Here is a 25,113-nt window from a genome sequence, read left to right as displayed (position 1 = left end):
GTTATTGCGCAACAGCACATACGCCTCACCACCGTTACTATCATGCTGAAGAAAAAAGTTACTGCCCTGGATTCGAACCTTCGATGGCACCCGGTCCGGGACGGTTGTTTGCGAATAAGGCTGTGCGGCGCTCAACAATTGTCGGGGCAGGTTGTCGTCCGGTTGATTCGGGGACTCCGGACCTTATCAAATGCTGTTCGTCTGCTCGGGAATTGGTTTCGTGCGGACTGGTTACCAGCTGCCGTATGGGATGCCGAATTGTTCGATGTAGCGCTTCGATTCTGGGCTGACCGGATAAGCATAACGCCCTTCGTTTTTACCCTGACTCGGCCCCAAAGGCTCTATCTCTGCCTGAGCCCGAGCGACCTTGATAGACTTCATGCAGTTGTCTAGAACCCACACCTGCACGATGCCACCAGGGGCGAGCCCGAGATAAACTTTTGCCCTGTAGTTGGCGGTGTCCTCAGGTCTAGCAGGGCAACGCTCATTTACTGAGGCATGCAAAATTCGCCGAGCCTCTTCAGGTATGTCGACCCATGCACGGTAGGTTTGTGGCTCGACGATCGACTGCCAGCGAACATAAATCCTTTTCGGCAAATCTGCGCCTACAACACCCCGAGTGCTACTGCTGATTTTGTCGCTCCAACCGCGGGCAGATTCAGTCCCATTTTCTGGCTCGCCTCCTGCCGCCGTACCACCGCCCGTGCGGTGGAATACGTTGCCATTGATGTCTTCAACCGCAGTATCTTCAACCCATACCGTCATGTAGAACGGTTCAACGAAGCTGAGGCTCCACCAAGGATTCTTCGGGTCGTTTTTCCCGGTTAGTGGTTCGACTGCCTGACACCCCGCGACTAAAAACAGCCCCAGCACAATAATGAGTGCCCGCATCAAAATGTTCTCCACGAAGAGTCAGCGACATGAGGATGACGCACCCGAATACCGTCGTCAGTCGGCGCATTGGTATAGCGAAGAGTTGCGCCCTGCTCACGACTTCCGCCTATAGGGTTATTCCAATTGGCAGATGTATGGATATATTTGAGTTTCAGCAGCTCTTCCTCCGATGGCTCTGGCTTGTAGTTTCCCGCGAGGACTCTATCGCAAAACGGCTGTAACTCTGTAGGTACGGCGTATTCTGGAGTATCAGGTACATCTCTAAACTGCACGCCTTTCTCTTTGGCCGATTTATGCATCAAGCGCAGATAAACCACAGCCAATTTGCCACTGACCGACCGTTTTAGTTGCAAACCTGCATACACCCGAAGTTTTTTCGGCCCTGTCTTTTCCTGCTCCCAGTCAGGTGCCACGCTAGGCGTCGGAGTGACGATGTCCAGCATCGATTCCGGCCAACCATCTGCCACCATTCGTGCTTTCTGCTGCTGGGCATTCAGATAGATAGAAGTGGCCTGGATATCGGTACCCTGCGGGACCGTCAGTGCCTGCATTGGATTAACCAGCACGCACTCCTCGACGACTTCGCGGTAGCCACCTCCGAGATCGGAGTGCACACCGGGCAGCGATATTTCCCGGTGTGCAGGCACAACCGTACTCAATGCGAAATTCGCACGGCGCTCGTCACGTGCAACAAGTTGGACAACATCGGAAAAGAATCGACGATCCAGATAGAGCTTGATCCCAGGAGCGACCGGGCTTTGGATATTTCCGAAATTTGTCACGCCTGCCACGGAAGGTACAGTATCGAACAAGCCGACAAAGCCCATGATGACATCGCTGTTGAACTGGTTGCCGAAACTGGAACTAAACCCTTTAGGGTTGCTGCGAAGCACTTCCCCTAGAGGTCCCTGCCTGCAACGCACTATCTCATTCGCAAAATGCCGGGCCGCTGCGGCACCTCGACTGAAACCGAACGTGTCGAAGGTTAGCGAAGTGATTTCACAACCGGGACTCTTATCAATAAGCTCTTTTATCGAATCGTTCAGGTCGGTAAACGCCTGCAGAACTTTGGCCGCGACACCGGTATCGCCACGACCGGTGGCGGCATTAAGCAACTTGTCTTCTGCTCCTCCGGTCGTACCAATCCCATCAATGTAGAGGCTGCGAAGAGAGAGTCTTACGGAGCCTTCACCCTCGACATCTTTGGCTGATGGATAGAGATCAAACAGCTTAGAGACATTACTCACATCATTCCCGTAACTCCCCTCCGGATCCGCCATATACGGCTTGCAGCTCGCATCGACGTCTTCCGGGCGAATCGGGTGATGGGCGCCACACAGCAATCCTGACGCCGAGTTGCTCGCATTGTTCAGTGTCCCGTCAAAGAACACACCAATGCGCAACGCGACGCTGACTTTCTCCTTCGCAGCCGCCGGTGCCTTGCCGTAATTCTCATACTCGGCCCAGCGTTTGGCGTGGATGTCGACGGGTTTGGCTTCGTCGTATCGGAAGTTTTTCGGGGGGTTGGGTACGTATCCACTCATTCCTTGATCACCTGGCTCCTTGGTGCAACGGGCGCTGAGGGTGCCACCGTGGATCCAATCAAGCAACGCGTAGCCAGATGCCATCACTCGGACAACATGGGACTTCATCCATCCATTGGTTCCGTCAATAGTCACCATTAATTCAATGAAGTTCTCTTAAAAATTCTGCGGCGTAACATCGCCTCCATACCCAACAACGACACCCCGGAGCACACCCTCATGAAACGCCAACTCTTCCTCAGCATCGCTTTCTCGGTTTTTGCAGGTAACGCTTTTGCCGCTTCCTCTGCTCACCCGGTTGTCGCTGAAGGCGGCGCGGATCGTCTGATTGAAAGTCGTGTGGCTGAGGGTGGTTCGGATCGTTTGATCGAGAATCGTGTGGCTGAAGGTGGTTCTGATCGTCTGATCGAAAACCGCATTGCCGAAGGCGGTTCCGACCGCCTGATCGAAAACCGCGTCGCCGCTGACGGCTCTGACCGCCTGATTGAAAACCGCGTCGCCGCTGACGGCTCTGATCACCTGATTGAAAACCGCGTCGCCGCTGACGGCTCTGATCGCCTGATCGAAAACCGTGTTGCTGAAGGTGGTTCCGACCGTCTGATCGAAAGCCGCGCTGTATGAATGAATGTCTCTACCGCAGTCTTTCTAGTCCTGAAATTGGTTTACACCGCATTTCATTTTGTAGGAGCGAGCTTGCTCGCGAAAAACCCAATTTCGCCACGGGGCATCTGTTTTTACGCATTATCGTTCACGACCATCGCGAGCAAGCTCTCTCCTACAGTGTTTTTGTCCTCAACAAAAAGTCCGGCCTCATCAGCCGGGCTTTTTCGTGCCGCGTTTAGTGCTTGTTTAGCCAAGACACCGGAATTTCGGATGACTCTTACAAGCCTTGTAGGCAAACTCTGAATCTCGCGTTTGGGCACTTTGATGCCTTGTTGCGCTTTTCTTTGACGGGATACTCTCCGGATGTCGCTGACCATTCAGCGACTGGGTGTGGTAACCCGGCAAAACCAGCGCAACAGCGCCTTCATCCCGAACGCAGACTTTTTTATGTCTGCGGTCTCGCGTTATGGCGGCTGTGCGTGGGACGCCCTCGGGCGTGCCGGGTTTGCTTGGTTACCGGTTTACCACCCTGCGCATAGCTGCCTCCCATTCGTGTGGTAACGAAAGTGGCAGCTCCTAAAACCCAGGAGAAAAACCATGACACAAACCAAACAGTCCGAACCCTCAGAACTGAAAACCATCGGCTTCACCCCCTTCATCTACTGCTCAAACCAGGCGCTGTTTCGTGTCAGCCGAGACGTTCCCCTCGGTGACCCGCTCGCCATGGCCTCTGATTTTCTGTTCCTGGCCAAAGAGCTGACCAGAGAGGCGGCCTTTAACCGTGATACTGACCGACACATCTGGGCCGCGCATTATCTGACGGCGATGAGCAAGGCAGTGGTTGATGACGCAGCGAAGGTTCTACAGCGACCTGCTCCGACAAAGACCGAATCTAAAGAATAATTGCCAGTAAAGGCGCAGGCACAACGCACATAGAAAAGCCCTCGTTCCCTCACCGTGGCGGGGCTGTTTCATTCGTCCCCAATCATCCATACGCCGCCGATCCCTGTGGGAGCGGCGGCAAATTTAACAGAGATGTTGCCTGACACACCGCCTTCGCGAGCAAGCCCGCTCCCACAGGGATCACGTCGTTCAGAAAAATTGTGCCCTGCCACGGACAGGCTGGGAGCAGGCGCTTCGCTGGCTTTCAAGCAGTTCGTCAGCCCACTCGAATTCATCACCCGGGCTTCGGTCGAACCGGAATCAGCGTTCATTCACTCCGGAAATCGACCCATGGCCAACTTGCAAACCGTCACCGCTCCAGCAAAGCCACTGCTGCTCGAACCCAACACCTGGGTCCCAAACAACCCGCGCCTGCCAGTGCTCATTTACGCCAAGGCGATTGCCGTTGAGGGCAACGACCCGGCGGCGCTGTTCGAAAAAACGTTCAAGGCCAATGGCTGGCCGCCACAATGGCGTTACGGGATCTACGACTTTCACCACTATCACACCGAAGGCCATGAAGTGCTTGGCGTTGCCAGCGGTCATGCAAGTCTGTTGCTGGGCGGTCCGAAAGGTCATGTGCTGGAGGTGAGTGCGGGTGATGTGTTGCTGCTGCCGGCGGGCACCGGCCATTGCAACCTGGACTCCAGCAACGACTTTCTGGTGGTCGGTGCCTACCCGCCGGGGCAGCACGCCGATATTTGCCGCGAGGCGCCGAGCGCTGCGCAACAGGCGAGCATCGACACGCTGCCGTTTCCCGAGCGCGATCCGGTGCAAGGTGAGGAAGGCGCGGTCAGCCAGTACTGGGCCAGCCCACGCCTGCGATAAAAACCGTGCCCTCTCCTCCACCAGAGAGGGCCAACGCCCACTTTATGTGTGATGAATTTCCCGATCCTTGGTTTCCGGCAGGAAGAACGTGCCGAGAATAGCCGTCATCACCGCGATAACGATTGGATACCACAGCCCGTAGTAGATATCCCCCGTGGCCGCGACCATCGCAAATGCCACCGTCGGCAGGAAGCCGCCGAACCAGCCATTGCCGATGTGGTACGGCAGCGACATCGAGGTGTAGCGGATGCGCGCCGGGAACAGTTCCACCAGCCAGGCGGCGATCGGGCCGTAGACCATGGTCACGTAGATCACCAGGATGGTCAGCAGTAACAATACCATCGGGTAATTGGTCTTGGCGGGGTCAGCCTTCTCGGGGTAGCCGGCGTCCTTGAGGGCGGTGCCGAGGGTGGCGGTGAAGGCGTCGTTGCGAGTCTTGAAGTCGGCAGCCGGCATGCCGGTGCCCTCGAAACTCGCGATCACTTTGTCGCCGATACGCACCTGCGCGACAGTGCCAGGCGCGGCTTCCTCGTTTTTATAGGGAATGGCCTTCTTCGCCAGCACCGTCTTGGCGAGGTCGCAAGAACTGATGAATTTGGCTTTGCCCACCGGGTCGAACTGGAACGAGCACTGGTCGGGGTCGGCGACCACTGTGACCGGATTCTTCGCCTGCGCCGCGAATACGTCAGGGTTACCGTACTGAGTCAGCGCTTTGAAGATCGGGAAGTAAGTCACGGCCGCAAGGATGCAACCGGCCATGATGATCCCCTTGCGGCCGATACGATCGGACAGGCTGCCGAATATCACGAAAAACGGCGTACCGATCAGCAGCGAACCGGCAATCAACAGGTTGGCAGTCTGCGGGTCGATCTTGAGCATTTGCAGGAGGAAGAACAGCGCGTAGAACTGCCCGGTGTACCAAACAACGGCCTGGCCGGCAGTGCCTCCGAGCAGGGCCATGATCACGATTTTGAGATTGTCCCAACGGGCGAAGGATTCAGTCAGCGGCGCCTTGGAAGATTTGCCCTCAGCCTTCATCTTCAAGAACACCGGCGACTCGCTGAGTTGCAGACGGATGTACACCGAGACGATCAGCAACAGGATCGACAGCAGGAACGGGATCCGCCAACCCCAGGCCTCGAAGGCTTCAGTGCCGAGGATCGTGCGGCAGGCGAGGATCACCAGCAGCGACAGGAACAGACCGAGGGTCGCGGTGGTTTGAATCCACGAGGTGAAAAAGCCGCGTCTGCCTTTCGGCGCGTGCTCCGCCACGTAGGTCGCCGCCCCGCCGTACTCCCCGCCCAGGGCCAGGCCTTGCAGCAGGCGCAGGATGATAAGAATGACCGGTGCCGCCACGCCGATGGTCGCGTAGCCGGGTAAAAAACCGACGATGGCGGTGGAGATACCCATGATGACAATGGTGATGAGGAAGGTGTGCTTGCGCCCGATCATGTCGCCCAAACGCCCAAACACGATGGCGCCAAAGGGCCGTACGGCAAACCCCGCGGCAAATGCGAGCAACGCAAAGATAAAGGCCGTGGTCTCGTTGACGCCGGCGAAGAAGTGCTTGGCGATGATCGCAGCGAGGGAGCCGTAAAGGTAGAAGTCGTACCATTCGAACACGGTGCCCAGGGACGAGGCGAAGATGACCTTGCGCTCCTCCCTGGTGATCCCGTGGTTGGGCACATTGCCCGTGGTGGTGTTGTCGATTGCGGCCATGAGTCTTCTCCGTCTTGCTCTTGTTGTAGGCCAGAGCACCTCACTACCACTGTCGCACCCAGGCCCTGGGCTGAAGTCATCGGACTACGGAATGCATAAAGCCTGGCAACAGGCTGACCGCCTTACATCGCTGCAAGGTTCCTGAAGCATAATCACCTTTGCCCAGATATCCACCCGCCATCATGCTTCGAGCCGGATAGACACGAAGCGGCGCGTTTCTCGATGCCTGAAAACGGGCGTCGTAGCGCCCGTTTCCGGAGGGCTCAGCCCTGACAGCACCGCGCCCCGACACGGCAAAAACAGGAGGCGCTGATTTCCACATCGGCCCGTGCCATGGCCAGGTCGAGGCGGATCCCGGCAGCCGCGGCTTCGGCGTCCCGGCCCAGTCGTTTCAGGCATTCCACATAACCATGCAGGCTCCAGACATTGTCCAGATGCCAGGACGCACGGCTCAACGTGTTGTCCAGCCCCAAATCGGCGCGATAGGCCTGCAAGGCTTCTTCCACCCGGCCCTGTTCCAGCAGCAGCGCCCCCAACGCATGCCGCACCGGCTGCATCCAGCCCCAAGGCTCGTCGTAGGGCAAGTTGTCGTCCAGTGACAGCGCCTCGCGCAGGTGAGCGAATGCGCTGTCGTAGTTGCCTTTGCGGTACTCGATTTCTCCGCGCAGCATGGCGCCGGCCACCGCCAGGATATCGGTGCATTTATTGTTGAAGAGGTAACGCGTTTGCGGCACGCACGTCAGTGCATTGATGAACAGCCGTTGTTCGGCCTCCGCGGCGGCGATATGCCCGCTGGCCGCGTGCGCCACGCCTCTGGCGTAATGCAGCATCGCCGTGGTCACGCAATACAGCGCCTGATCATTCGGCAGCGCAGTGGCGAGGATGTCCTGCCATTTGCCGAAGCGGATCTGCACGTGGACTTTCATTGACACGAAGCTTTCCAGCCAGTCGGCCATGGGCGGTTGCTCGACGCGCAGCAGTTCTTCCTTGATGGTCGACATCAGTTCGTCGGCAGCGTCCAGCGCCGGTTGGTATTGCCCGAGGAACATCGCCGAGTAGAGTTTGAAGTGGTAGTTGTGGCATCGATACAGGGTGTAGAAGTTGAGCGGCCCTTCCCGCTCCAGGAATTTGCTGTCGGCCAGGATCGCCAGGCTATTGGTGATCATGGCCCCACGGTAATCGCCGCAGAGCACGTCGATGTGCGACGGCATATGGCGCAAATGTCCGGCGTCCGGCACCAGGTCGCGCAGGACATCAGCGGCGGGCAACGCTCGCTCGGGATGGGGCGACATTTCCAGGGTGTGGACGTACATGTGCAGCACGCCGGGGTGCGGCGCATCGCCGTGCTGCCCCACCCGGCGCAGCGCCTGCTCCAGCACCGCCAGCGCTTCCAGGGTGTCGGCGCCCGGCGCGGGTTCACCGGTTTTCAGATCCCACAGCAGCCAGGGTGTGCGATCAATCAAGGCTTCGGCAAACAGCGCCGCAACATCCGGATCGTCGGGAAAGGCTTTATAGACATCGCGCATCGACGCCGCGTAGGCATCGTTCCAGTCGAAAAGTTGTTCAACGCTGATGGCCTCGTCGGCCTGATAGCGTTGCTGCAGCGCCCGGATCAGCGCCTGTTCCACCGGTTTTGCCCCGTCGCTATGCGCCAGCGCGGTGCGCGTCGCCAGTCGGGCCTGGGCGACGGCGTCTTTCAACTCCTGCTCGATGAACGCGTCCCAGCGCTTGTTGTAGTTGGGGCCCAAGGCATAGGCGATTCCCCAGTAGGCCATCGCGCAATCGTGATCGTGTTCGATCGCCTTGCGGAAACAGCGGATGGATTCATCGTGGTTGTAGCCGTAGCACCATAACAATCCACGGTCGAACCAAAGCTGAGCCTGTGGCGAACAGGTCGTTACGGGGCGGCTGTAGGTGCCCAAATCGTAATAGTCGTGCATCGGTTTACCCTCTCGATCAGAGCCTGGAACCTCGCAGGAAACGCCTTGCCACAGTCTGATTTCCTGGAGACCGTCGATCGCTCAAGGGATCCAGCATACCCCGGCGGTTCCGGCTGGGCGGTACAGCCGACGACAGGTGGGCGCTGTTGGAATCCTAGGACCATTGCCAACGTCGATAGTCACCATCAACTCAATGCAGTTCTCTTAAAAAATCCGCGGCGTAACATCGCCTCCATACCCAACAACTACACCCCGGAGCACACCCTCATGAAACGCCAAATCTTCCTCAGCATCGCTTTCTCGGTCTTTGCAGTTAACGCTTTTGCCGCTTCCTCTGCTCACCCGGTTGTCGCTGAAGGCGGCTCGGATCGTCTGATTGAAAGTCGTGTGGCTGAGGGTGGTTCGGATCGTTTGATCGAGAGTCGTGTGGCTGAAGGTGGTTCCGACCGCCTGATCGAAAACCGCGTCGCATGAATGAATAGCCTTACCGCGGTACTCAACAAAAAGCCCGGCCTGACTCGCCGGGCTTTTTCGTGGACAAATCAATCAGTCCCCCATTGGCTGGCCAAACAGCGATCCGCGCTGTTCAAGGATGGCCTGCATGGTCAGGCACTGATCCGCGCCACCGGGGATTTGTGCGTGACGGATTGATGGGCTACTGCGGCTGAAACGTCTGCAAGTACGCCAGCACATCTTCGATCTTCTCCGCATCGCTGAGGCCCCAGAAAATCATCCGGGTGCCGGGCACCACTTTCTTCGGCGCTTCGAGATAAGCCGTCAGTGTCTCGCGCGTCCAGACTATGCCGGCGGATTTCATCGCGTCGGAGTACTGGTAGTCCGCCACGCTTCCCGAAGGACGGCCGAAAATGCCGTTGAGTTGCGGGCCGAAACCGCCCCGCGCCGATTCACCGACTTGATGGCAGCCGCCGCAGATCCGTGTGAACAGTTTCGCCCCGGCTTCAGCATCCCCCGCCGCGACGGCGGGTCTGGCGATTAACCCGGTGTTGAGCACCAGGGCCAGGGTGAGTGTGGCGTTTTTCATCATGTTCGGTTCCAGATCAGATGGTGTCGGACGGCTTTCATCCGTTCGCGCCCGGTTGGAATTTCTTCCTGTAGGCCGCCGGAAGCAAGCCCACTCGCTGCCGGAACAGTCGTCGGAAGGAGTTGCCGTCTTCGTAGCCGACTTTGTAGGTGATGCTGTCCAGGGTCATGCGGGTAGATTCGAGCAGTTGCTTGGCCTTCTCCAGTCGCAGGGTTTGCAGGTAGGTGATCGGCGTGTAGCCGGTTGCCTCCTTGAAACGTCGTTTGAAGTTGCGGACGCCGAAACCGAATTGCTGAGCGATGTCATCGATCAACAGGGGCTGGTCGAAGTGTTCCTCCAGCCAGCTCTGCACCCGCAGGATCTCGCCATCACCATGGCTCTTGGGCAGCGACCACATGACATACACCGATTGCTCACTGCGCACAGTGTCGACCAGCAAGTATTTGCCACACGTCTGCGCCAGCTCAAGTGAGGCAAATCGGCGCACCAGGTGCAGCAACAAATCCATGGCTGCACTGGCGCCGCCACTGGTGACGACGCCGTTGTCCTCGCAGACAATCTGCGACGGGTCCAGATTGACCTCGGCGTACCGGCGACGAAACAGCTCTGCAAAGGCCCAGTGCGTGGTGGCGCGAGCGCCGTTGAGCAGGCCCGTTTCAGCCAGCATGAACGCCGCCGTGCACATCGATGCGACTACGGCCCCCCGGGAATGCTGGCGACGCAGCCAAGGACCGTAACTGGCGAAAGCCGGCAAGGCGTCTTTCAGGGTGAAGAGAAAGCCTGGGACCACCACTAGATCGGTTATCGGGATGTCCGCAATTGCCCGGTCGACGTGCAGCAACTGCCCTCCCCACGCGGCGACATCTTTACCATCGCGCGAAGCGGTGACCACCTCAAAGGGCGCGTTCGGGGTGTCGGCGAACAGGTTGGCGGCACTGAGCACCTCCAATGCCAAGGTGGCGCTGGCGGCAGAACAGTGATCGGCCAGGAGCAAGGTGACGTGCATGAAAGACCCCGGTTGCGCTTTTCGCATGAAAAAAGTCATTTGCGCACCTACCTTACCCGATTTCTCCCGCCTAAAGTGCAGTAACAAATCACTCGGTGGCGTCCTTATGAATCTCTGGTTCCGACTGTTCCTCATGCTGTTTCGTCGTCCGTGGCGCAAGCCGGTCGATCCCCTGGCTACCACAGTCATTCGCCTGCGTGTGTGGCCGACGGACCTTGATCTCAACCGCCATGTCACCAACGGTCGCTATTTCACCCTGGCCGACCTCGGGCGTATGGACTACGTGTTGCGCAGTGGCGCTTTTCGCGTGGCGCTGCGCCACAAGGCCGTGCCGATCGTGGGCGACACCTGGGGCAAGTTCCGCCGAGAGCTGAAACTGTTCGAAGCCTTCGACATCCACACGCGGATGCTCGGCTGGGACAGCAAGTGGAGCTTCATGGAGCACCGCTTCGTCAGCAACGGACGCGTGGTGGGCGTCGTGGTGATGCGCGGCCTGTTCCGCGCGGGCAAAGCCACGGTGGCTCCCGGCGAATTCGCCCGCGAACTGGGCTTGTCAGAGCAGTCCATGGAGATGCCCGAGTGGCTGACGGACTGGTCGCGAAGCTGCGACGACATGAGTATTCAACTTCGGGAAGAGGAAAGTCAGCCCTCCCGGCGTCAGGGGACGGCGGCGTAAATCAACGGCGGGTTTTGACCGCCAGGACTTGCGTAATGCAACAGTAGGCTAAGCTTGGAGCAGCTCATTGCTTACGATGCTCGGTTCTGCAGGTTTTTGGTTTTTCTGGAGAGCGTCTGCAACAGCTACCTCAGACTGGCTAAAACTTTTCACGCAGGAATGACGTGATGACCGAGCCCCTCCTCAGTTTTGATGCGCTCAAGCGCGCAGCTGCCGCTGGTGAAATCGATACCGTATTGGTCTGCATGGTCGACATGCAGGGACGACTGGTCGGCAAACGATTCCAGGTCGAATTTTTCATCGACAGTGGCCACGAAGAAACCCACTGCTGCAATTACCTGCTGGCCGATGATATCGACATGGAGCCCGTGCCGGGTTACGCCGCGGCGAGTTGGAGCAAGGGCTATGGCGACTTCGTCCTCAAGCCCGACATGTCCACGCTGCGGCGCGTGCCCTGGCTGGAATGCACGGCGCTGGTGCTGTGCGACGTGCTTGATCATCACCATAGAAAAGACTTGCCCCACAGCCCGCGCGCCATTCTGAAAAGGCAGGTCGAGCGCCTGCGCGAACGCGGCTACACCGGCATGTTCGCCTCGGAACTGGAGTTCTATCTGTTCGATGAGAGCTACGAGGCGATCCACCAGCGCAACTATCACCAACCAAAAACCGCCGGGCATTACATCGAGGATTACAACATCCTGCAGACGACCCGCGAGGAGCCGGTGCTGCGGGCGATTCGCAAGCATCTGCAGGCCTCGGGCATTCCCGTGGAAAACTCCAAGGGTGAATGGGGCCCCGGCCAGGAAGAAATCAATATCCGCTATGCCGACGCCATGACCATGGCCGACCACCACGTCATCATCAAACACGCCTGCAAAGAGATCGCGGAACTGCAAGGCAAGGCGATCACGTTCATGGCCAAGTGGCGTTATGACGCCGCCGGTTCCAGCAGCCATATCCATAATTCGCTGTGGGACAAGAACGCTAAAAAGCCGCTGTTCTTCGACGCCAAGGCCGAGTTCGGCATGTCGGAACTGATGCGTTCGTGGGTGGCCGGGCAGCTCAAGTACGCCAACGACATCACCTGTTTTCTCGCGCCTTATATCAATTCGTACAAACGCTTCCAGGCCGGCACGTTCGCACCGACGCGGGCGGTGTGGAGCCGGGACAACCGCACCGCCGGCTTTCGTTTGTGTGCCGAAGGCAGCAAGGCCATTCGGATCGAATGCCGCATTGGCGGCGCTGACCTCAACCCTTATCTGGCCTTCGCGGCGTTGATTGCTGCCGGCCTGGCCGGGATCGACGAGAAGCTCACACTCACGGCGCCGTTCGAAGGCGATGCCTATGTCGATGAGCATTTGCCGGAAGTGTCGAAAACCCTGCGCGAGGCCTGCGCCGCGCTCAAGGGGTCAAACATGTTGCGCGAGGCGTTCGGCGATGAAGTGGTCGAGCACTACGTGCACACCGCCGAGTGGGAGCAGAAAGAATACGACCGGCGGATCACTGACTGGGAATTGCAGCGCGGTTTCGAGCGCTATTGAGAACATCATGACGGCCAAGGTTCAGCTTATCTCCCCGGTCGATGGCCGGGTGTACGTCGAACGCCAACAAACCGATGCAGCCCAGCTCTTCCAGGCGCTGGAGGCGGCCAACGTTGCACAGGCGCAGTGGAAACGCTTGCCACTGAGCGAACGCGCCGCTTTTTGCAGTGCTGCGGTGGACGCGTTGCTGGCCATGAAAGATGAAATCGTCCCGGAACTGGCGTGGCAAATGGGTCGGCCGGTGCGTTATGGCGCAGGCGAACTGCGCGGTTTCGAAGAACGTGCCCGGCATATGATCGCCATTGCGCCTGAAGCGCTGGCCCCTGTTGAGCCCGCGCCTGTCGCCGGTTTTCGACGCTATATCAAACGCGAACCGCTGGGCACGGTGCTGGTGATTGCCCCGTGGAATTACCCGTACCTGACCGCCGTCAACACGATTATTCCGGCGCTGATGGCTGGCAACAGCGTCATCCTCAAACACGCTTCACAAACACTGCTGGTCGGGGAGCGTTTTGCCGAGGCCTTTCACCGAGCGAATCTGCCTGAAGGGCTGTTCCAGAACCTGCTGCTCAGTCATGGCCTCACCGCTACGGCCATCGTCGCCGGGGAGGTGCAACAGGTGAATTTCACTGGCTCGGTGGATGCAGGCAAGCAAGTACAGCAAGCAGCCTTCACCGGTTTTCTCGGCATGGGCCTGGAGCTCGGCGGCAAAGACCCGGCCTACGTTCGTGCAGACGCCAACCTCGATAATGCGGTGGAAAATCTGGTGGACGGCAGCTTCTTTAATTCCGGGCAAAGCTGCTGCGCCGTGGAACGCATTTATGTCGATCAGAACATCTACCCAGCGTTTGTTGAGCGCTTCGTCGCCCTGACCCGCCAATACGTGCTGGGTAACCCGCTGGACGAAGCCACCACCCTTGGCCCGATGGTCTCCCCTGCCGCTGCTGACTTTGTTCGCGGACAGATTGCCGACGCGCTGGCCTTGGGCGCCAAAGCGTTGATCGATCCGAAGGCATTTCCCGCCGACGCACCCGGCAGCGCTTATCTGGCGCCGCAGGTACTCGTGGACGTCACTCATGATATGTCGGTGATGCGCGAAGAAAGCTTTGGCCCGGTGGTCGGCATCATGCCGGTGGCCAGCGACGACGAAGCCATTGCCTTGATGAACGACAGTGACTTTGGACTCAGCGCTTCGATTTGGACCCGGGATCTCGACGCCGCCGAACGCCTCGGCGACGAGATCACCACCGGCACCGTGTTCATGAACCGTTGCGATTACCTCGACCCGGCGCTGGCCTGGACCGGGGTCAAGAACAGCGGGCGCGGCGTCACCCTCTCGCGCCTGGGCTACGAGCACCTGACCCGCGCCAAATCCTTTCATCTGCGCCACGAGGTGTAGGCCATGAGCCTGACTGGAAACTGGAACTACCCCACCCGCATTCGCTTCGGAGTCGGGCGCATCGCCGAGCTGGCAGAGGTGTGTCGCAACGAGGGCATTCAGCGACCGTTGCTGGTGACCGACAGTGGCCTGGCGCGAGCGTCGATCACCACCGCGGCGTTGGACTCTTTACGCGACGCGGGCTTGGGTGCGGCGCTGTTTTGCGACCTCAAGCCCAATCCGGTCGAAGCCAACCTTGCCGGAGGACTTGAGGCCTGGCGCGCCGGCCAGCACGATGGCGTAGTTGCGTTCGGCGGTGGCAGCGGCCTGGACATGGGCAAGCTCATCGCCTTCATGAGTGGGCAGACCCGGCCAGTGTGGGATTTCGAGGACATCGGCGACTACTGGACCCGCGCCGACGAGAGCCGTATCGCCCCGGTCATTGCGGTGCCGACCACGGCGGGAACCGGTTCTGAAGTTGGCCGCGCGGCGGTGATCATCGACGAACGCACGCACACCAAACGCATCATCTTTCACCCGAAAATGATGCCGCGCGTGGTCATCAGCGACCCGGCGCTCACCGTCGGCATGCCGGCCAAAGTCACCGCCGGCACCGGCATGGACGCGCTTGCCCATTGCCTGGAAGCGTATTGCGCCCCCGGGTTTCATCCGTTGGCCGACGGCATCGCGGTGGAAGGCATGCGCCTGGTCGCCAATGCCCTGGTGCGCGCCGTGCACACACCCTCGGACCTTGAGGCGCGCGCGCAAATGCTCGCCGCTGCAGCGATGGGGGCCACTGCGTTTCAAAAAGGCCTGGGCGGCATGCACGCGCTCTCGCATCCGGTGGGTGCGCTGTACGACACCCATCACGGCATGACCAATGCCACGTTCATGCCTTATGTCCTGAAGTTCAATCGCTCGGCCATCGAGGAACGTATCACGCGTCTGGCCGCCTATCTGCGTCTGCCGTCGCCGGGCTTCGACAGCTTTTTGGTCTTTGTCCTCAAGCTGCGCAAAGACATCGGCGTGCCGCACACGCTGGTGGAATTGGGTGTGGATGACCGGCAGGCGGACCTGATCGCGGACATGGCGATTGTCGACCCCTCGGCCGGCGGTAACCCAGTGCCCTTGACCAAGGACGGCGTATCCCAAATTTTCGATGCGGCTTATCACGGCCGTCTCTAGATCCGGAGCAGTCAGTATGTATCGGTTGGAAAACGGAGCAGTACGACAAGGTGTTGAAAGCCAGCCCATTGCGCAGACGCCAATGGATTGAATCAAACCTGAAGGGGTACCCAGCATGAACCCAGCAAGCCAGCCCGGCACCGACGCGCACGACGAAGACGTCAAGGTGCTGCACAGCATGGGCTATGCCCAGCAACTCTCGCGACGAATGGGCGTTTTCTCCAACTTCGCGATTTCCTTTTCGATCATCTGCATCCTCTCCGGCGGCATCAATTCACTGGCCCAGGGCACCTCGGGTGCTGGAGGTGCGGCGATTGGCATCGGCTGGCCGATCGGCTGCCTGATCTCCGGGGTGTTCGCCATGGCCATGGCGCAGATTTCCTCGGCCTACCCGACCGCTGGCGGTCTCTATCACTGGGGCTCGATTCTCGGTAACCGCTTCACCGGCTGGTTGACGGCGTGGTTCAATTTGTTGGGGTTGGTCACGGTGCTGGGCGCAATCAACGTCGGTACTTACTACTTCTTTTTCGGTGCGTTCGGACCGGCCCTGGGCATGGAAGACACCATCACGGTCAGGGTGATTTTTCTGGCGATCCTGACCGGCGTCCAGGCGCTGTGCAACCATTTTGGGATCGGCCTCACCGCGAAGCTCACCGACTTCTCGGGCTATCTGATCTTCGCCACGGCGCTCGCCCTGAGCATTGTCTGCCTGATCTCGGCACCCAGTTATGAATTCGCCCGTTTGTGGACCTTGGGCAACTATTCCGGCGAAGCCGGCGGCAGCGTCTGGCCACAGGTTTCGAACGGCTGGGTGTTCATGCTCGGACTGCTGCTGCCGATCTATACCATCACCGGTTATGACGCTTCGGCGCACACCTCCGAAGAGACCCGCAATGCGGCCAGGTCGGTGCCGCGCGGGATGGTCATGTCGGTGGTCTGGTCGTTGCTGTTCGGCTGGGTGATGCTGAGCTCGTTCGTCCTGATGCTGCCGAGCATGGACGAAGCGGCGAAACAGGGGTGGAACGTGTTCTTCTGGGCCATGAACACCCAGGTGAACCCAAACATCAAACTCGCGCTTTACGTGGCGATATTCATCTCGCAATTTCTCTGCGGGCTGGCGACCGTGACCTCGGTGTCACGCATGATCTTCGCCTTCTCCCGGGACGGCGGCCTGCCCTGTTCGAAAGCACTGGCCTCGGTCTCTCCGACCTACCGCAGCCCGGTGGCAGCCATCTGGACCGGCGCCACCCTGGCAGTGTTGTTCGTCTGGGGATCATCGGTGATCTCGGTCGGGGCAACGCCGGTCTACACCATCGTGGTCTCGTGCACGGTGATCTTCCTGTTCTTCTCTTTCATCATCCCCATCGTGCTTGGCCTGTTCACCTACGGGACCTCAAAGTGGCCGACCATGGGGCCCTGGAACATGGGGCGCGGGTTGTATTCGTTATTTGCCATTCTCTCGGTCCTGTCGATGGTGGTGATTTTCATCATCGGCATCCAGCCACCGAACGACTGGGCGCTGTACATCACCATCGGCTTCCTGGTGCTGACGGCCATCATCTGGTTCGGGTTTGAAGCGCGGCGTTTTCAGGGTCCGCCGATGGGGGATCTGATCGTCAAGCGTCAGGCGGAGATTGCGGCGGCAGAAGCGGCGTTGAACAAGCCGGCGTGAAGGCTTTACTTGTAGGAGCGAGCTTGCTCGCGATGGACTCATGAACGACGCGTTTATCCAGAAAAAACGCGAAATCGTTTACGTCCATCGCGAACAAGCTTGCTCCTACAAAAGTGATCGCCACAGAGCGCAGACCAAAAAAGTAATAGCACAGAAATACAATCCCTTTCCCGTCGCCCCCACTACCGTGACGCTCGCTTAGCGTGTCGCAGAGGTCTGCAGTCGGGTGAAAGCCTGTTCTTCCACTTCATGCTCGGTGGTTTCCAAAACCTGCTGTTTACCCTTGGAAGGAACCCTGCATGCACATGAACAAATTACTGACTCGCCTGGCCTTTTCCGTGGCGCTGGCTGCAACGACTTCAGCCATGGCCGACGCTGCCAAACCCACCATCGTGCTGGTTCACGGTGCTTTCGCCGATTCCACCAGTTGGAACGGTGTGATCAAAATACTGGAAAAAGACGGCTACCCGGTAATCGCCGCAGCGAACCCGTTGCGCAGCCTTAAAGGTGATGCTCAATCGGTCACCGATGTGCTCAAAGGGATCAAGAGCCCGGTTGTGTTGGTTGGCCATTCCTATGGCGGGCCGGTCATCAGCGAAGCGGCCTATGGCCAACCCAACGTGAAAGCACTGGTGTACGTCGCCGCCTTCGCGCCGGAAAAAGGCGAAAGCGCGGTCGCACTGACCGGCAAATTTCCGGGTGGCACACTTGGCCCTACCCTGGCCAAGCCCGTCGTACTGGCTGACGGCGGCAAGGACTTGTACATCCAGCAAGACAAATTCCCCGATCAGTTCGCCGCTGACGTCCCCAAGGCAGAGGCCCGTCTAATGGCGGTGACGCAGCGTCCGGTCACCGACGCCGCACTCAATGAGGCCGCCACTGACCCGGCATGGAAGACCATTCCCTCGTGGTGGGTCTATGGCGACAAGGACAAGAACATCCCGCCACAGGCGATGAAGTTCATGGCCGAGCGGGCAAAAGCCAAACAGACAGTGGTGGTCAAAGGCGCCTCTCACGTAGTGATGGTGTCGCATCCGAAAACTGTTGCCGACCTCATCGAAACGGCGGCGCAGGCGGCGAAGTGAAAAACGAAAACGGGCGCCTGTAACGGCGCCCATTTTGGGAAGCGTGGCCTGCCAATGCGACAGGCTATGCTCGCAGCCGCTTACTGAACGTTTTTCAGCTTCACCACATCACCAGACACCTTGGTGGTGTAACCGGTCAGGACCCAGGCCCAGAACCATTTTTCCTGCACCTGGGTGTTGATCAGTGCATCACCGCCCTTGGCCTTGATCGCCGCATCTTGCGCGCGAACGAAACGGCTGTTCTGGCGGATCGGAATGACGCCGAACAGCATCAGGCCGGTAGCGCTGGCTTCGCTGTGGCCAACGACGGTGTATTGACTGGCGTCGTATTGCTGGGTCTTCATCGGCGCGCCGGTGCAGCCGGCCAGAACCAGGCCGAACAGGGAAACGGCAACCACTTTGCTGAGGTAATTCACTGAGTAACTCCATGGGAAAACGCCCGGGATCCATCTCTCGAGCGGCGCACACTTTACCGGAGGTAATGGCCAATTGGTATCAGTCCGGACGAGTACTCGACATCAAGCATTCCCTGCAGGCCGTGATGAGTTTTCGGGTGTTCTGCTTCGTACAGTAAGTCACGGCTGCCCTTCAAACCGCTTCAACGAAAACGCCGACAGGTCCAGATCGCTGCTGCCACGCACGCACCACTGCGCCACCGCCTCGCCCAACGCCGCGGAATGTTTGAAGCCATGCCCTGAACAGGCCGACACCACCAGGGTGTTTTTCAATGACGGATGCTCGTCGATGATGAAGTGCGAATCCGGCGTGACGGTATAGGCGCACACCGCTGACTTGACCACCCGCGAGGTCACGCCGGCGATCCTGCCGCGCACCTGGCTCTCGAACATATCGCTTTCTTCGGCGGCGCTGACGGTGCGGTCCAGGGAGTCCGGGGAAGACTCTTCGCTGTACTGTTCCGTAGCGACTTTCAGGCTGCCCTCGCCGGGCAAGGGCGCAAAGCCATAGTGGAACTGCCCTGGCCCGTGGTTGAAGATGAACGTCGGTGACACCTCGGCAAACCGGGCATTTTCTTCCCGCTCGAACCAGAACAGTTTTTGCCGACACACCCCGCGCCAGCCTGAAACGTCTTGCACTGGCAACGGACCCTCCATTGGACATACCATGCCGCCACCCCGGACTTCAGATTTCGCTCATGATCAAAGCCAGTTTGCGTACCCACCTAACCCTATGGTTTGCCGGTTTGTCGTTGCTCACGCTGGTGTGCGTGGGCTTCTATGTGGGCCACATCGCCACCGGCCAGATGAAGCAGGCCAGCGGCAATGCGTTGCTGAGCACCGCCCGGTCGGCCGCTGAGTTGTTGGGCGCCCAACTGCATGAGCGTCAGCTCGAAGTATCGCTGCTGAGCCGGGCTCCGCTGTTCAAGCGGGGCAACCTGGACGATCCGGATATTCTGACCTCGATGGAATTGCGCTCGCAGTCGCGCGCCGAGTACGCCTGGATGGGTGTGGCGGATGCCGACGGACGTGTGCGCCAAGCCGTGAATGACCTGCTGGTCAATCAGTCGGTGCAGGCGCGCCCCTGGTTTCAGGCCGGGATGCGTGGCGCATACACTGGCGACCCTCACGAAGCCGTCCTCCTCGCCAAGCTGCTGCCAGGGAATGCGACAGGCGAACCTTTACGCTTCATCGATTTCGCCGCGCCCATCCTCAATAACAGCGGCCAGGTGGTGGGTGTGCTTGGCGCACACGCGCATTGGAGTTGGGTGACACGCATTGTCGACTCGGCCGTGGTACGCAAGGACCTGATGTCGGAAGTCGAGGCGCTGATTATTGATCACGACGGTAAAGTGCTCTACCCGGAACAGCTCATGGGTGAACAGTTGCCCAACCTGCCGGCATCGCAGAAGAGCGACGCCACAATACCGGGTTGGTCTGTGGGCAATGGCTACCTGACCAGTGTGGTCGCCGTGCCGACGCCGCCCGGGACCGGACTGGCCTGGTACATCGCAGTGCGGCAACCGCTGGACATCGCGCTGCAGCCTGCGCGGGTTCTGTTGTACAAGTTGCTGATACTCGGGGTGCTCGCTGCGATTGCCTTCGCCCTCGTGGGCTACTACCTGGCGCTGTCGCTCAGCAGCCCGATCGAACAGCTGGCCAAGTCGGCCAAACGGGTACAAAACAAACAACCCGGCGCAACCTTTCCTCTGGACCACCCCGTGCGGGAAATCGCCCAGCTCGGTCAGTCAATCCAGAGCATGACCCAGTCGTTGCTTGGCAAGGAGCGCGAACTGCAAGAGGCCAACGCTTCGCTCGAAGCCACGGTCGCGCAACGCACCGCTGCCCTCACCCAGGCCAATGCCGACCTGTTGCAGCTGGCGACCCACGACGCACTGACGGGTGTGTTCAATCGGCGACGATTCGATGAAAAACTGGACGAGTACAGCCTGTTGTTTCAACGGACCGGGCGGACCTTCGCGTTGCTGTTTATCGACGCCGATCACTTCAAGCGGATCAACGATACCCACGGCCACGCGGTCGGCGACGAGGTGCTGCGTCAACTGGCCGGACTGATCAAGGACAACACCCGCGCCACCGATTTTGTGGCCCGCTACGGTGGTGAGGAATTCGCCGTACTATTACCCGACATCGAGGCGCCTGAAAGCCCCGATGTCGTTGCGGAAAAGATCCGCGTTGCCGTTGCCGAGGCTCACTTTGCCACGGCAGGCCAGGTCACGGTGAGTATTGGCGTGGGCCTCGCCGAATCGACGGACAGCCATCCCACTGCGCTGATCAAGCGCGCCGATCAGCAGCTCTATCGAGCGAAAGCCTCGGGCAGGAATCGGGTGGCCTGAGTCTGTCGACCGTGCCACGGGAGCCAAAATGAACACCTGTTTTGAGACAAACCATGCCCCATCCATCATCAGCAAACGGCGGTAACAGCATGATCGAGGTCACCGAGGTTTCCATTGCCGAACTGCGCGCGGCGCTCGAATCCGGCCAGACCACAGCGGTTGAACTGGTCCAGGCCTATCTCGCCCGAATCGACGCCTACGACGGCGCCGACACGCCCACCGCCCTCAACGCGGTGGTCGTGCGCAACCCCGAAGCGCTCAACGAAGCGCAGGCCTCCGATGCCCGGCGAGCCAACGGCCAAACGCTGGGGCCACTCGATGGCATTCCCTATACGGCCAAGGACAGTTATCTGGTCAAAGGGCTGACCGCCGCCTCTGGCAGTCCCGCCTTCGCCAACCTGATTGCCTGGCGCGATGCGTTCACCATCGAACGGCTTCGTGCCGCGGGTGCGATCTGCCTGGGCAAGACCAACATGCCGCCCATGGCGAACGGCGGTATGCAGCGCGGCGTTTATGGCCGTGCGGAAAGCCCCTACAACGCCGGCTATCTCACCGCGCCTTTCGCCTCGGGTTCGTCCAACGGTGCTGGCACCGCAACGGCCGCCAGTTTCGCGGCATTCGGTCTCGCTGAAGAAACCTGGTCGAGCGGTCGCGGCCCTGCCTCGAACAATGGACTGTGTGCCTATACGCCTTCGCGCGGTGTGATTTCGGTGCGCGGCAACTGGCCGCTGACGCCGACGATGGACGTGGTCGTGCCGTTCGCCAGAACCATGGCTGACCTGCTCGATGTGCTTGACGTGGTGGTGGCGGAAGACCCCGACACCCGCGGCGATCTGTGGCGGATGCAACCCTGGGTGCCGATTCCGAGCGTGACCTCGGTGCGCCCTGCTTCCTATGCCCAACTGGCGGCGAAGCCCGATGCGCTCGCCGGCAAGCGCCTCGGTGTTCCGCGCATGTTCATCAACGCTGATTCCGAAGCGGGGACCAGTGAGTCGCCGGGGATCGGCGGGCCGACGGGGCAGCGAATTCACACCCGGCCTTCGGTGATTGCTCTGTGGGAAGAGGCACGCAAGGCACTCGAAGCCGCGGGCGCCGAAGTGGTCGACGTTGATTTCCCGCTGGTCTCCAATTGCGAGGGCGATCGTCCCGGCGCGCCAACGGTGTTCACCCGGGGTCTGGTGTCCAAAGAGTTTTTGCATCACGAGTTGTGGGACCTGACGGCCTGGGCGTTCGATGATTTCCTGCAGGCCAACGGCGATCCGAAACTGAATCGACTGGTCGACGTCGACGGACCGCTGATTTTCCCTCACGACCCGGGCACCCTGCCCAACCGCGAGGGCGACCTTGTCGCGGGCATGGACGAATACGTGCGGATGGCCGAGCGCGGCATTACACCTTGGGACCAGATCACCACGGTTCCCGACGGCCTGCGCGGACTTGAAAAGACGCGGCGGATCGACCTTGAGGACTGGATGGATCGGCTGGGCCTCGACGCGGTGCTGTTCCCGACGGTAGCCGACGTTGCGCCGGCGAACGCCGATGTCGATCCGGCCTCCGCCGATATTGCCTGGAGCAATGGTGTCTGGGTCGCCAACGGTAACCTCGCCATCCGTCACCTTGGTGTTCCGACGGTCACTGTGCCGATGGGCATCATGCCGGACATCGGCATGCCGGTCGGGCTGACATTTGCCGGTCGTGCCTATGACGATTCGGCGTTGCTGCGTTTTGCGTCGGCGTTTGAATCGACCGGCTCGAAGCGCGAAATCCCGCCTCGAACCCCGCCGTTGTCGACGAGTAAATAATGAAAAAACGGGATTGGGGCAGTGGCTCCAATCCCGTTTTTTCATCAGATACAGGTGTCACTGTCCGTGGTAATCCTCGCCCGCGACCGCTCGCAAATAAGCGTCATCCCCCTTCGCTCGCAAGTCTCGCCACTCCTCCCAATCGATGATGCCCTGGCGATCCATTTCATCGGCCTGGCGAAGCAGATCCTCGTGGTAGGCATCCGGGCAGTCCATGCGCAGCGAGCAGTTTTCGAGCGCACGGTGCCAGGAATCCAGTGCCCGAAGTTTTTGCTCCTGGGTCCTCGTCAGCAGATTTCTGAATGAATGCATGGCGGCGGCTTCCACAGTCGTTTCTGAATGGAGCCGTCGGTCATGACACAGGTTCATCAAGGCCGACGAGAGGTGACGCCCTGCGCACGCTGTTGAAATCAGCCGAGCGCTGTATCGAGAAACATCATCACCCCGAAACCCAGCATCAGCCCCAGCGTCGCAGGCGTTTCGTGGCCGTTGCGATGGGTCTCGGGAATGACTTCATGGGAGACGACAAAGATCATCGCACCTGCGGCAAGGCCCAGTGCCACCGGATAGCCCAAAGCAAAACTCGTGGAAATACCGAGACCGAATACGGCCCCCAACGGTTCCATCAGCCCTGACCCCACGGCGATCAACGCGGCCCGCAATGCGGAGATACCCGTGACGCGTAACGCCAGCGCCACCGCCAGACCTTCGGGTATATCCTGAATGGCAATGGCCGTGGTCAACGGCAATCCCACCTTCATGTCGCCGTTGGCAAAGCTGACGCCGATGGCCATGCCTTCGGGCAAGTTATGCAGGGTGATCGCCAGCACGAACAGCCAGACCCGATTGATCCGCTGAGCCTCAATCCCCTTGCGTCCACTCAGTTGATGCTCATGCGGGACGAAGCGATCCAGCCCGATCATCAGCGCCACGCCCAATCCCAATCCCAGCACCACGACGCTGGCAGCCAACAGCTTGTTTTCGCAAATGGACTGTGCGGCGGCGATGCCGGGGAGGATGAGCGAAAACGAACTGGCCGCCAGCATCATGCCGGCGGCGAACCCCAGCATGACGTCCTGGGTGCGCGCGGCAATGTCGCGCAGGGCTATCGCGACAACCGCGCCCAACGCCGTCGCGGCAAATCCGCCAAGACCTCCCAGTAACGCAAAATGCAGGTTCTCCCTGTTCGCGCCGGTGAAGGCGCTGTAGCCACTGATCAGCAACAGCACCAAGACGCCCACCAGCGTCGACCAGAAAAAGATGCCCAGCCAACTGGCGCTCTTTCCCTGATCGAACCAGGTGTGCCGAATTGTTCTTGTTGAAGGCGTCGGTTCTGACATGAGAAGAACCCCTTGAATTCGACATCAGTTGATTCACGCCGACGCTAGAGATGAAAGAAACCGCACGCTGATTGGCGTGCGGTGATTCTCATCAGGCCTCGGGTTTGCCTTGAACACCCGCCCCCAGATCCGCCCCCGTGATGGGATTGCTTTCGGGGTCAGACATCGTGCGGACTTTCATGTCCATCAAAAGCGCCTCATCTTCGGCACTCAACTCGACACTGGCAGTGCCGTCACCGCCATCAACGGCCGGCATCGGATCTTCCACGTACTCCCAATCCTCGCCCTGATTCCACGGACCGCGCATGCTTTCTTCACCCTGCGACAGATTGAAGTACACGTTGGTGAACTCCGCCATGCCAGGAAGCTTGCCCTGTGGAAAATTGGGCTGGATCGCGTGCAAGGCTTTTTCAAAAGAGAGCTGATGCGCAATCTCGCGGGTCATGAGAAACCCCAGGGCCTCTTTCACACCCGGATCGTCGGTGACATTCATTAACCGCTCGTAAACGATTTTGGCTCGTGCCTCTGCGGCGATATTGGAGCGGAAGTCGGCTGTGGGCTCGCCGATGGTGTCGACGTAAGCGGCCGACCACGGCACGCCGGCCGAGTTGGTCAGTGGCGCACCGGCGCCGTACAACAGGCAGGTGATGTGCGAGTCGTTACCGGCGCCGTTGATGGCGCGATACAGTTCGCCCTCTTCTTCAACGCCTTCGGCCATGCGGCCCTTGGCGCCCTTGTTGAGCATCACAATGATTGAACCGACGATCTCAAGGTGACTGAGCTCTTCGGTGGCAATGTCCATCAGCAGATCCTTTCTTCCCGGATCATCTTCGGCCAGTGCCTGGGTGAAGTAGCGGGACGCCGCCGCCAACTCGCCCTGTGCGCCGCCGAATTGTTCGAGTAAAAGGTTGGCCAGCCCCGGGTTGGGTTGAGCAACGCGTACGGTGTATTGAAGTCGCTTGTTATGCAGGAACATGACGATTCTCCTCAGGCCTTTTAAAGACGGTGTAACTCATTCGACGATTGACCGAATGCGCCGCCCACAAATATCTGAAGCTGAGGCGCTCGCTAAAATTTTATAAAAATTGAAGGCTGGCGACGGGC

At 59.6% G+C, this 25,113-nt stretch carries 22 protein-coding genes and 3 pseudogenes; 13 read left to right on the top strand and 12 right to left on the bottom strand.

Annotated elements, in window-relative coordinates:
- Positions 1–231 precede the first annotated feature (231 nt).
- Both ACYZT9_RS11225 and ACYZT9_RS11220 read right to left on the bottom strand, forming a co-directional pair.
- Positions 232–891, bottom strand: coding sequence for a DUF2931 family protein (locus ACYZT9_RS11225; protein ID WP_462009839.1), 660 nt, complete (start codon positions 889–891; stop codon positions 232–234).
- Positions 891–2,438 (bottom strand): phospholipase effector Tle1 domain-containing protein, encoded by a 1,548-nt coding sequence (locus ACYZT9_RS11220; protein WP_462009838.1) that lies wholly within the window; start codon positions 2,436–2,438, stop codon positions 891–893. The genes ACYZT9_RS11225 and ACYZT9_RS11220 overlap by 1 nt, the downstream gene beginning before the upstream one ends.
- Positions 2,439–2,657: 219 nt before the next feature.
- Between ACYZT9_RS11220 and ACYZT9_RS11215 the strand changes: the two genes are divergently transcribed.
- The gene (locus tag ACYZT9_RS11215; RefSeq protein ID WP_462009837.1) at positions 2,658–3,059 is read left to right on the top strand and encodes a hypothetical protein; all 402 of its coding nucleotides are present in this window, start codon (positions 2,658–2,660) and stop codon (positions 3,057–3,059) included.
- 579 nt (positions 3,060–3,638) lie between these two features.
- On the top strand, positions 3,639–3,944 hold the full coding sequence (locus ACYZT9_RS11210; protein ID WP_462009836.1) for a DUF3077 domain-containing protein: 306 nt from the start codon (positions 3,639–3,641) through the stop codon (positions 3,942–3,944).
- A gap of 68 nt (positions 3,945–4,012) precedes the next feature.
- On the opposite strand, the gene ACYZT9_RS11205 is transcribed toward ACYZT9_RS11210, so the two are convergent.
- Positions 4,013–4,255 carry a hypothetical protein gene (locus tag ACYZT9_RS11205; RefSeq protein WP_462009835.1) on the bottom strand — a complete coding sequence of 81 codons (243 nt, stop codon included), beginning with the start codon at positions 4,253–4,255 and terminating at the stop codon, positions 4,013–4,015.
- 19 nt (positions 4,256–4,274) lie between these two features.
- Between ACYZT9_RS11205 and ACYZT9_RS11200 the strand changes: the two genes are divergently transcribed.
- Complete coding sequence (locus tag ACYZT9_RS11200) at positions 4,275–4,811, top strand: cupin (RefSeq protein ID WP_462009834.1); 537 nt, start codon at positions 4,275–4,277, stop codon at positions 4,809–4,811.
- Positions 4,812–4,853: 42 nt separating this feature from the next.
- Here ACYZT9_RS11200 and ACYZT9_RS11195 read toward each other — a convergent pair whose 3' ends face one another.
- Both ACYZT9_RS11195 and ACYZT9_RS11190 read right to left on the bottom strand, forming a co-directional pair.
- A complete protein-coding gene (locus ACYZT9_RS11195; protein WP_462009833.1) occupies positions 4,854–6,530 on the bottom strand; it encodes an MFS transporter in 1,677 nt (558 codons plus the stop codon).
- A 263-nt stretch (positions 6,531–6,793) separates the two neighbouring features.
- Positions 6,794–8,470, bottom strand: coding sequence for a tetratricopeptide repeat protein (locus ACYZT9_RS11190; RefSeq protein WP_462009832.1), 1,677 nt, complete (start codon positions 8,468–8,470; stop codon positions 6,794–6,796).
- A 267-nt stretch (positions 8,471–8,737) separates the two neighbouring features.
- Between ACYZT9_RS11190 and ACYZT9_RS11185 the strand changes: the two are divergent.
- Both ACYZT9_RS11185 and ACYZT9_RS11180 read left to right on the top strand, forming a co-directional pair.
- Positions 8,738–8,941 (top strand): annotated as a pseudogene (locus ACYZT9_RS11185) (phage infection protein); the annotation flags it as partial.
- A gap of 84 nt (positions 8,942–9,025) precedes the next feature.
- Positions 9,026–9,121, top strand: a pseudogene (locus tag ACYZT9_RS11180) (chorismate mutase); the annotation flags it as partial.
- 4 nt (positions 9,122–9,125) lie between these two features.
- Here ACYZT9_RS11180 and ACYZT9_RS11175 read toward each other — a convergent pair.
- Together ACYZT9_RS11175 and ACYZT9_RS11170 are read right to left on the bottom strand one after the other, a co-directional pair.
- Complete coding sequence (locus ACYZT9_RS11175; protein WP_462010199.1) at positions 9,126–9,512, bottom strand: c-type cytochrome; 387 nt, start codon at positions 9,510–9,512, stop codon at positions 9,126–9,128.
- Between the two features lie 37 nt (positions 9,513–9,549).
- Entirely contained in the window at positions 9,550–10,518 is a 969-nt protein-coding gene (locus ACYZT9_RS11170; RefSeq protein ID WP_462009831.1) for a GlxA family transcriptional regulator, read from the bottom strand.
- A gap of 106 nt (positions 10,519–10,624) precedes the next feature.
- Here ACYZT9_RS11170 and ACYZT9_RS11165 point away from each other — a divergent pair, with 106 nt between their 5' ends.
- The 6 genes from ACYZT9_RS11165 (at position 10,625) to ACYZT9_RS11140 (ending at position 18,055) form a co-directional block, all read left to right on the top strand.
- Positions 10,625–11,194 carry a thioesterase family protein gene (locus ACYZT9_RS11165; protein WP_462009830.1) on the top strand — a complete coding sequence of 190 codons (570 nt, stop codon included), beginning with the start codon at positions 10,625–10,627 and terminating at the stop codon, positions 11,192–11,194.
- 167 nt (positions 11,195–11,361) lie between these two features.
- Positions 11,362–12,735: a glutamine synthetase family protein gene (locus ACYZT9_RS11160; protein WP_462009829.1), complete on the top strand. Its 1,374-nt coding sequence runs from the start codon at positions 11,362–11,364 to the stop codon at positions 12,733–12,735.
- 7 nt (positions 12,736–12,742) lie between these two features.
- Positions 12,743–14,134 (top strand): aldehyde dehydrogenase family protein, encoded by a 1,392-nt coding sequence (locus tag ACYZT9_RS11155; RefSeq protein ID WP_462009828.1) that lies wholly within the window; start codon positions 12,743–12,745, stop codon positions 14,132–14,134.
- A gap of 3 nt (positions 14,135–14,137) precedes the next feature.
- Positions 14,138–15,298: an iron-containing alcohol dehydrogenase gene (locus ACYZT9_RS11150; RefSeq protein WP_462009827.1), complete on the top strand. Its 1,161-nt coding sequence runs from the start codon at positions 14,138–14,140 to the stop codon at positions 15,296–15,298.
- 115 nt (positions 15,299–15,413) lie between these two features.
- Complete coding sequence (locus ACYZT9_RS11145) at positions 15,414–16,970, top strand: APC family permease (RefSeq protein WP_462009826.1); 1,557 nt, start codon at positions 15,414–15,416, stop codon at positions 16,968–16,970.
- Between the two features lie 305 nt (positions 16,971–17,275).
- A complete protein-coding gene (locus tag ACYZT9_RS11140) occupies positions 17,276–18,055 on the top strand; it encodes an alpha/beta fold hydrolase (protein ID WP_462010198.1) in 780 nt (259 codons plus the stop codon).
- An 80-nt stretch (positions 18,056–18,135) separates the two neighbouring features.
- Here ACYZT9_RS11140 and ACYZT9_RS11135 read toward each other — a convergent pair whose 3' ends face one another.
- Both ACYZT9_RS11135 and ACYZT9_RS11130 read right to left on the bottom strand, forming a co-directional pair.
- Positions 18,136–18,471, bottom strand: a complete 336-nt coding sequence (locus tag ACYZT9_RS11135) for a hypothetical protein (protein WP_462009825.1) — start codon at positions 18,469–18,471, stop codon at positions 18,136–18,138.
- 159 nt (positions 18,472–18,630) lie between these two features.
- A pseudogene (locus ACYZT9_RS11130) lies at positions 18,631–19,122 on the bottom strand (FAD-dependent oxidoreductase); the annotation flags it as partial.
- An 86-nt stretch (positions 19,123–19,208) separates the two neighbouring features.
- Here ACYZT9_RS11130 and ACYZT9_RS11125 point away from each other — a divergent pair.
- Positions 19,209–20,867: a sensor domain-containing diguanylate cyclase gene (locus ACYZT9_RS11125; RefSeq protein ID WP_462009824.1), complete on the top strand. Its 1,659-nt coding sequence runs from the start codon at positions 19,209–19,211 to the stop codon at positions 20,865–20,867.
- 89 nt (positions 20,868–20,956) lie between these two features.
- Positions 20,957–22,669: an amidase gene (locus ACYZT9_RS11120; protein ID WP_462010197.1), complete on the top strand. Its 1,713-nt coding sequence runs from the start codon at positions 20,957–20,959 to the stop codon at positions 22,667–22,669.
- 57 nt (positions 22,670–22,726) lie between these two features.
- On the opposite strand, the gene ACYZT9_RS11115 is transcribed toward ACYZT9_RS11120, so the two are convergent.
- The 3 genes from ACYZT9_RS11115 to ACYZT9_RS11105 all read right to left on the bottom strand — a co-directional run bounded on the left by ACYZT9_RS11115 (position 22,727) and on the right by ACYZT9_RS11105 (position 24,985).
- Positions 22,727–22,981: a hypothetical protein gene (locus ACYZT9_RS11115; protein ID WP_462010196.1), complete on the bottom strand. Its 255-nt coding sequence runs from the start codon at positions 22,979–22,981 to the stop codon at positions 22,727–22,729.
- A gap of 98 nt (positions 22,982–23,079) precedes the next feature.
- Positions 23,080–24,009 carry a ZIP family metal transporter gene (locus ACYZT9_RS11110; protein ID WP_462009823.1) on the bottom strand — a complete coding sequence of 310 codons (930 nt, stop codon included), beginning with the start codon at positions 24,007–24,009 and terminating at the stop codon, positions 23,080–23,082.
- A 91-nt stretch (positions 24,010–24,100) separates the two neighbouring features.
- On the bottom strand, positions 24,101–24,985 hold the full coding sequence (locus ACYZT9_RS11105; protein WP_462009822.1) for a manganese catalase family protein: 885 nt from the start codon (positions 24,983–24,985) through the stop codon (positions 24,101–24,103).
- Positions 24,986–25,113 lie beyond the last annotated feature (128 nt).

The organism is Pseudomonas sp. ZT5P21 (assembly GCF_054897785.1).
Note: the sequence above shows the minus strand (reverse complement) of the source record. Positions and strands in the feature narration are given on the sequence as shown.

Excerpts from the sequence above, each read along its gene's own strand:
- ACYZT9_RS11215 (WP_462009837.1), top strand. The coding sequence starts at position 2,658 with ATGAAACGCCAACTCTTCCTCAGCATCGCTTTCTCGGTTTTTGCAGGT.
- ACYZT9_RS11205 (WP_462009835.1), bottom strand. The coding sequence starts at position 4,255 with ATGAACGCTGATTCCGGTTCGACCGAAGCCCGGGTGATGAATTCGAGT.
- ACYZT9_RS11105 (WP_462009822.1), bottom strand. The coding sequence starts at position 24,985 with ATGTTCCTGCATAACAAGCGACTTCAATACACCGTACGCGTTGCTCAA.
- ACYZT9_RS11140 (WP_462010198.1), top strand. The coding sequence starts at position 17,276 with ATGAACAAATTACTGACTCGCCTGGCCTTTTCCGTGGCGCTGGCTGCA.
- ACYZT9_RS11145 (WP_462009826.1), top strand. The coding sequence starts at position 15,414 with ATGAACCCAGCAAGCCAGCCCGGCACCGACGCGCACGACGAAGACGTC.
- ACYZT9_RS11155 (WP_462009828.1), top strand. The coding sequence starts at position 12,743 with ATGACGGCCAAGGTTCAGCTTATCTCCCCGGTCGATGGCCGGGTGTAC.
- ACYZT9_RS11120 (WP_462010197.1), top strand. The coding sequence starts at position 20,957 with ATGATCGAGGTCACCGAGGTTTCCATTGCCGAACTGCGCGCGGCGCTC.
- ACYZT9_RS11125 (WP_462009824.1), top strand. The coding sequence starts at position 19,209 with ATGATCAAAGCCAGTTTGCGTACCCACCTAACCCTATGGTTTGCCGGT.
- ACYZT9_RS11110 (WP_462009823.1), bottom strand. The coding sequence starts at position 24,009 with ATGTCAGAACCGACGCCTTCAACAAGAACAATTCGGCACACCTGGTTC.
- ACYZT9_RS11190 (WP_462009832.1), bottom strand. The coding sequence starts at position 8,470 with ATGCACGACTATTACGATTTGGGCACCTACAGCCGCCCCGTAACGACC.
- ACYZT9_RS11195 (WP_462009833.1), bottom strand. The coding sequence starts at position 6,530 with ATGGCCGCAATCGACAACACCACCACGGGCAATGTGCCCAACCACGGG.
- ACYZT9_RS11165 (WP_462009830.1), top strand. The coding sequence starts at position 10,625 with ATGAATCTCTGGTTCCGACTGTTCCTCATGCTGTTTCGTCGTCCGTGG.
- ACYZT9_RS11200 (WP_462009834.1), top strand. The coding sequence starts at position 4,275 with ATGGCCAACTTGCAAACCGTCACCGCTCCAGCAAAGCCACTGCTGCTC.
- ACYZT9_RS11210 (WP_462009836.1), top strand. The coding sequence starts at position 3,639 with ATGACACAAACCAAACAGTCCGAACCCTCAGAACTGAAAACCATCGGC.
- ACYZT9_RS11220 (WP_462009838.1), bottom strand. The coding sequence starts at position 2,438 with ATGAGTGGATACGTACCCAACCCCCCGAAAAACTTCCGATACGACGAA.
- ACYZT9_RS11160 (WP_462009829.1), top strand. The coding sequence starts at position 11,362 with ATGACCGAGCCCCTCCTCAGTTTTGATGCGCTCAAGCGCGCAGCTGCC.
- ACYZT9_RS11175 (WP_462010199.1), bottom strand. The coding sequence starts at position 9,512 with ATGAAAAACGCCACACTCACCCTGGCCCTGGTGCTCAACACCGGGTTA.
- ACYZT9_RS11150 (WP_462009827.1), top strand. The coding sequence starts at position 14,138 with ATGAGCCTGACTGGAAACTGGAACTACCCCACCCGCATTCGCTTCGGA.
- ACYZT9_RS11170 (WP_462009831.1), bottom strand. The coding sequence starts at position 10,518 with ATGCACGTCACCTTGCTCCTGGCCGATCACTGTTCTGCCGCCAGCGCC.
- ACYZT9_RS11115 (WP_462010196.1), bottom strand. The coding sequence starts at position 22,981 with ATGCATTCATTCAGAAATCTGCTGACGAGGACCCAGGAGCAAAAACTT.
- ACYZT9_RS11225 (WP_462009839.1), bottom strand. The coding sequence starts at position 891 with ATGCGGGCACTCATTATTGTGCTGGGGCTGTTTTTAGTCGCGGGGTGT.